This window comes from Microcystis sp. M53602_WE12 (assembly GCF_030065455.1).
Classification (GTDB): domain Bacteria; phylum Cyanobacteriota; class Cyanobacteriia; order Cyanobacteriales; family Microcystaceae; genus Microcystis; species Microcystis aeruginosa.
Map to the genome: position 1 here is coordinate 1 of NZ_JASJFB010000609.1, position 6,731 is coordinate 6,731.

The following is a 6,731-nucleotide window of genomic DNA, read 5'->3' on the forward strand; positions in this document are numbered from 1 at the left end:
CGAGTAATTATTGTAGAGGGGGAGAAAGGAGAAGGGAGAGCATCTCACCTTTGCAATGAGCATAAATACTTAGTGGAAAAATAGGCTTTTCGAGGGTAATTCTTGTTTTAATTCTCCATGTACGCAGTCTTTAAAAGCCTCTATTTCGTTCCAAGACACGATTAAGAGTGGCTTTTATAGCGGTGTGCAGTCGTATGAGGTACAGTGTCACGAGCTATAAACCATGCTAGGCAAAGCTTGGTTTGTATCTCACTCAAGCGCTTACCGCTATAGGCTAAGTATAATTACTTATCGCGTAAGTGAGATGCTCCCAGGAGAAGGGAGAAGCGGAGAAGGGAGAAGGGAGAGGGTTTGCTGAAAAAGTTTGTTGGTGGGGTCAGGCGGTCGGCAGGAGGCAGTCCCGATGAAAAAATTTTCACCCCCACAGATGAAAGAGGTTTCTTTCCCCACACCCCACACCCCACACCCCACACCCCACACCCTACACCCCACACCCTGTCCCTAGGAAAAACTTCTTCAGCAAACCCTAGTTAAGGCCTGCTCGATTCTCTGACTATCGAGGGAGCGGCCGATAAAGACCAAGCGAGTTTGCCGCATTTCTGTGGATTGCCAGGGTCGGTCGAAGAAAGAATCAACGCGATCGCCGACTCCCTGTAACACCATACGCATCGGTTTATTGGCCACGTTAACAAATCCCTTGACCCGATAGATTTCTTCTCGGGCTACCAATTCTTTAATCCGTTGGGTCAAAATTCGGGCATCTACGGGAGAATCGAGGCAAAACTGCACAGAATTGATCTCCTCATCGTGATCGTGTTCTTCCTCGTGATCATGATGACTAGGACGACTAGCTAAATCATCCTCGACGGCGGCATTAAATCCCAATAGCACATCGGGGCTAATTTGTCCATCAGCACAAGTAACTATTTTTACCGTCGATCGCAGTTGTGTTTTCAGCCAATTAATAATTTTTTCTAATTCGATTTCGCTGATGAGATCGGTTTTAGTTAAGAGTACCAGGTCAGCGCAGGCTAACTGATCCTCAAATAACTCCTCAATGGGCGTTTCGTGTTCTAAATTGGGGTCTGCTTGCCTTTGTGCCGTTAAAGCGTCCAAATCCGCCACCAGACGACCCCTAGCGACAGCAAAACCATCCACCACGGTGATTACTCCGTCCACCGTCGCACCGTTGCGGATTTCCGGCCAGCGAAAAGCTTGAACCAGAGGTTTAGGTAAAGCTAACCCCGAAGTTTCGATCAGCATACAATCCAACTGTTGCCGTCGCTCCAGCAATTTCTGCATGGTGGGGAGAAATTCTTCCTGTACTGTACAGCACAGACAACCGTTGGTCAGTTCCACAATATTATCGTTGGGGTTGTCATCGCAGGTCTGACAACTTTTCAATAAATCACCATCAATTCCCACTTCTCCGAATTCATTGACCATAACGGCCACCCGTCGGCCTTGATTATTTTGTAGTAGATGACGGATGAGGGTAGTTTTTCCCGCACCCAGAAAACCCGTGATCACAGTAACTGGAATTTTGTGCATAGATAGAGCGATCGATTATGTTCCTAGATCAATCTATCAGACTCTCGCTCTAGGGTTGAGGGTTTCAGCGCTAATTCTTTAGGATTACCCCACCAATTGCCGGACTGTCACAAACTGGCTGAAATTTTCCTAGTTAGTGGTTATTCTGGTAAAAGTTTCAGCCGGCTAGAATAATCGCTGAAAAACTTTTGTGGGAGTGGATCATGTTACAACGTCTTTTTTTAGCCTTTACCCTCGCTTTTCCCCTTTATTTAAGCATTGCTATTCAACAAACTTCTCCTCTAGCTGATAGGGTAAATCGCCCTTCTTCTCGCGGAATCGATAAAATTGAGCGGACAGTAAAAACCATCCAAAAGCAATTAAAACAAGAGCATTCGGTTCAATTAGATTAATAAATTTGGTGAAAAAGAGGATATCTAAAACGGGTGCATCTCATTTTTGTAAATCTACTAATTTGGGATTTTTAAGGGGAAACTTTCTCCTAAAATTGGGCGTTACTTTCGGTTTTATCACTCAACCCTAGGGTTGAGTGATAGTAGGGTTGATTCATGAATCAACCCTACCCAAACCCCCCGTTGGGGCCCAAACCCCGGAGCGCATTAGTTTTTCGGTGGGATGCTTACACGCGATTGTTCATATTTTTGTACTAATTTAAGAGTCACTGATAATTGCTAATTGGGGCTTGCTGAATAATGGTAAAACCCTTTTAAAATAAAGCTTTTGACCTGTTAAAGTCCGATGTTAGTGCAAGCAAATAGGATTGGGACTTTCAAAAACCTTGCATTATCCTTCTTGTAGTACATCGATTGGTACAAAAAACAAGGGCAACAAAGCCTGAAACGACCGGCTCCTGACTCCTGACTCCTGACTCCTGACTCCTACCCCCAGGAAAAACTTTTTCAGCAGACCCTAATTGTCGGTATTTCTGCAAATGTGGGATGCACTCGCTAAAACTCCTTTCTTTCACTTTTGACTTGACAAATGACCGGCTATTTGCTGCGGGGTCTGGTATTCGGGAACTAAATCTTGTAGGGACTTAACTAAGCCCTGACGGTCATTAACTTGAATATAATTAAGCAGTTGCTCTAATTTGATTTGCAATTTGTCCCAAGCAAGAAAGTGTTCATGAGCGCAAAAAATCTTTGGGTGAGCGGTGGGACGAGCTTTATCGGTATCGATTAATAATTCTTCGTAGAGTTTTTCCCCCGGTCTTAATCCTGTGATTTCAATATTGATATCTTGTCCTAATTCCAAGCCACTTAAACGAATCATCTGTAGGGCCAAATCGTAAATTCTTACCGGTTCACCCATATCTAACAGGAATACCTCACCCCCTCGGGCCATGGCTCCTGCTTGTATAACCAAACGCACCGCCTCGGGAATAGACATAAAATAGCGAATAATATCGCGATGGGTGAGGGTAATATTCTTACGTTGGGCGATTTGTTCCCGGAAACGCGGCACCACGGAACCGCTACTATCGAGAACATTGCCAAAGCGGACGATAGCGCAACAGGTGGAAGTGTCGGGTAAAGCGGCCAAAGCTTGTACGACTAACTCAGCACAGCGTTTACTGGCCCCCATAATGTTAGTCGGTCTGACGGCCTTATCAGTGGAAATAAGAACTAAATTACTAACTGAATTCTCGATCGCGGTCTGAGCGACATTTAAGGTTCCCCAAACATTAGTGTAAATCCCTTGACTAGGATTGGCTTCCACAAGGGGAACGTGCTTATAGGCGGCCGTGTGATAAATTGTCTGGATCTGGTGTTGTTGGATGACTCGGGCCAGATGATTGCGGTCGAGAACATTGCCTAGATAGGCATACTTGCGTAAATCGCTATAATTTTCGCTTAAATCGAGATCGATTTTGTAGAGGGAAAACTCGTTTAATTCGTAGATTACCAAGCATTTTGGCTTGAGGAAGGCGATTTGTCGGCATAATTCCGAACCGATGGAACCACCACCCCCGGTGACTAACACCGCTTTACCGGTGACATTTTTTCCCAAAAGTTCGGGATGGGGTAGAATTTCTTCCCGTCCTAATAATTCCGAGACATCGACACTGCGAATCTGATTGATGGTCGCTTCTCCCGATAAAATTTTTGAGAGGGGAGGAACGGTTTTAATGTCGATGGGTAAAGTTTCTAGACTTTCGATGATTTGCCGCTTTCTGGCCTTGTCTAGGTTCGGAATAGCGAGAACAACCCAGTCAATGGCCCTTTTTTGGTGCAGTAGTGCCAATTGAGAGGGGGGGTAAACCCTAATGCCTTGGACCACTCGCTGCTGCAAATCGGGATTATCATCAACAAAAGCTAATAAACGATAGTGGGGGTCATTTTGCAGGGAACGTGCTAATTGACAACCCACAATCCCCGCACCATAGATAACGATTGTCGGTTCCCTATCCAGACTACTGACGTAAATATTGAGACGGTGAAAGACAGAACGAATCAACAATCTCACCCCGATAACCAATACTAGGGTTAACAATGCGTCGATAATCAGGACTGAACGTGGCAAAAAGGCATCCCCTTGAAAGTAGGCCAGACTGATTAAAACCCCTGAACTATAGAGAACCGCTTGCAGTACGGAGGAAAGAAACTCTAATCCTGTATAACGTACTACGGGACTGTAAATACCTTTGAGATAGAAAACTAGAGTTTTAATGGCAATTAAACCGAATATTTTCCCTAAAAAAGGTCTAATTTGCTGATATTCGAGGCTCAGATTAAATCTGAGAGAGAAGGCCAGATAGATGCTTAGACAAAAAATCAGGCAATCGGTGACAATCAAAAGAGATCGCTTCGATGACCTAGATAGGGAATTAGCTAATTTAAGGATTTTTTTGGCCAGTTTTCTATACATTATCCAATTGATTAATTAATCTTAAGGTAAATTTACTTAGCTCCTCTCGACTTTCTGTGATAATCAGTGCTTATTATTTGTAGTAGTCTTGCTAGGCAGGGCTTTGAAGAATATATTTCTGGAAAATTCCCCCTATTCTTCTCCCTTCCACACAGAAACAAGAAGAGCCAATGTTTTTATAACAGTAGCGCTACCTGTCTTTCCGGAGATGATATCACCCAAACCCAATTATGTCAAGTTGCCAGATTTGTCCAGAATTTTTTCCTTTTAGCAACTTTTCATCGCTGGCAAAAAATTTTTTGCTCCCGCAAACTAGCCGATAAATGACCGCTAGTCAAGGGTTACAATCAAGAATTGATACAAAAATTTATCGAGTCAAGTTATGAGTAATCAGTACGATGCGATCGTGATTGGGTCGGGAATCGGGGGATTGGTGACAGCGACGCAATTAGCGGCAAAAGGGGCAAAAGTCTTAGTTTTAGAGAGTTATCTGATTCCGGGGGGCAGCGCAGGTTATTTTGAACGAGAGGGTTATCGTTTTGATGTGGGTGCTTCGATGATTTTTGGTTTTGGCAAAAAGGGGACGACTAACCTCCTAACCAAGGCTTTGGCAGCGGTGAATATGAGTATCGAAACCATTGCCGATCCCGTCCAGATCCATTATCATCTCCCGGACGGGTTAGACTTAAAAGTTCATCGCGACTACGAACAATTTTTACAGGAATTAATTAGCCATTTTCCCGGAGAAAAAACTGGTATCCGGCGCTTTTACGATGAATGCTGGCAGGTGTTTAATTGCCTCAATAGTATGGATTTACTATCGCTGGAAGAACCCCGCTATCTGACTAGGGTTTTTTTCCAGCATCCTTTATCCTGTTTGGGATTGGTCAAGTATTTACCCCAAAATGCGGGAGATGTGGCCAGAAAATATATTAAAGACCCGAAATTATTGAAATTTATCGATATGGAATGTTATTGTTGGTCGGTAGTACCCGCCGATCGCACTCCGATGATTAATGCGGGAATGGTCTTTAGCGATCGCCATTACGGCGGAATTAACTATCCCCGAGGGGGAGTAGGACAGATTGCTCTCAAGTTAGTCGCGGGATTGGAAAAAGCCGGTGGTGAAATCCAGTATCAAGCGAGAGTGAATAAGATTATTTTAGATGCAGGACGGGCGATCGGGGTAAAATTGACCAATGGTAAGGAATACTACGCTAAAAAGATTGTTTCTAATGCCACCCGTTGGGATACCTTCGAGAAACTACTCCCCCCGGAATCTCTCCCGGGCAGCGAAAAAAAATGGCAAAAACGCTATCAAAAATCCCCCAGTTTCCTGAGTTTGCATCTGGGAGTTAAGGCCGATGTGTTACCATCAGGAAGCGAATGTCACCATATTTTACTAGAAGATTGGGAAAATATGGAAGCAGAACAGGGAACTATCTTTGTTTCTATTCCTACCTTACTCGATCCCTCCCTCGCACCCCCGGACCATCATATCATTCATACTTTCACCCCTAGCTGGATTGATCAATGGCAAAAACTGCCCCCTCAAGAATATCAACAGAAAAAAGAGGCCGCTGCTCATCGTCTCATTGATCGCCTGAAAAAACTCTTTCCCAAACTAGATACAGGATTAGATTATATCGAAATTGGCACAGCCCGCACCCATCGCCGCTTTTTGAATAGAATCGATGGCAGTTACGGCCCAATACCGCGAAGAAAACTGTTAGGCTTATTAGGAATGCCCTTTAATCGCACAGCTATTCCTAATCTTTATTGTGTGGGAGATAGTACCTTCCCTGGTCAAGGATTAAACGCGGTGGCCTTTTCCGGTTTTGCTTGCAGTCATCTTCTATCGGTAGATATGGGTTTACCTCGTCCCAGAGATTAAAAGCTGAAAATCAGGATTTTTACCGGCGAATTCGGAAACGGGAAGGTAAGACTTGACAGCGTTTCTCAGATGGATGAAGCGCATTTTTGCGACTGGAATCCTTACTTCGGCAAGGTTTAATCTATACTTCACCTTGATGAGAAACGCTGTGGATATTCAACTAAATCTGGTTATTAAAGAATGATTATTTAGGGTTTGCTGAATAATGGTAAAACCCTTTTAAAATAAGGCTTTTGACCTGTTAAAGTCCGATGTTAGTGCAAGAAAATAGGATTGGGACTTTCAAAAACCTTGCATTATCCTTCTTGTGGTACATCGCTTGGTACAAAAAACAAGGGCAACAAAGCCTGAAACGACCGACTCCTGACGACCGGCTACTGACTCCTACCCCCAGGAAAAACTTTTTCAGCAGACCCTA

4 protein-coding genes are annotated in these 6,731 nt (G+C 44.0%); 2 read left to right on the forward strand and 2 right to left on the reverse strand.

Annotation, left to right across the window (positions count from 1 at the left end):
* Positions 1-516 precede the first annotated feature (516 nt).
* Positions 517-1,551 carry a cobalamin biosynthesis protein CobW gene (cobW, locus tag PX482_RS19235; protein WP_002759916.1) on the reverse strand — a complete coding sequence of 345 codons (1,035 nt, stop codon included), beginning with the start codon at positions 1,549-1,551 and terminating at the stop codon, positions 517-519.
* Positions 1,552-1,754: 203 nt separating this feature from the next.
* On the opposite strand from cobW, the gene PX482_RS19240 reads away from it, so the two are divergent.
* A complete protein-coding gene (locus PX482_RS19240) occupies positions 1,755-1,943 on the forward strand; it encodes a hypothetical protein (RefSeq protein ID WP_288025457.1) in 189 nt (62 codons plus the stop codon).
* Positions 1,944-2,514: 571 nt separating this feature from the next.
* Here PX482_RS19240 and PX482_RS19245 read toward each other — a convergent pair.
* Entirely contained in the window at positions 2,515-4,419 is a 1,905-nt protein-coding gene (locus PX482_RS19245) for a polysaccharide biosynthesis protein (protein ID WP_288027690.1), read from the reverse strand.
* A gap of 382 nt (positions 4,420-4,801) precedes the next feature.
* Between PX482_RS19245 and crtH the strand changes: the two genes are divergently transcribed.
* On the forward strand, positions 4,802-6,313 hold the full coding sequence (gene crtH, locus PX482_RS19250) for a carotenoid isomerase (protein ID WP_288027688.1): 1,512 nt from the start codon (positions 4,802-4,804) through the stop codon (positions 6,311-6,313).
* The last annotated feature ends 418 nt before the right edge of the window (positions 6,314-6,731 follow it).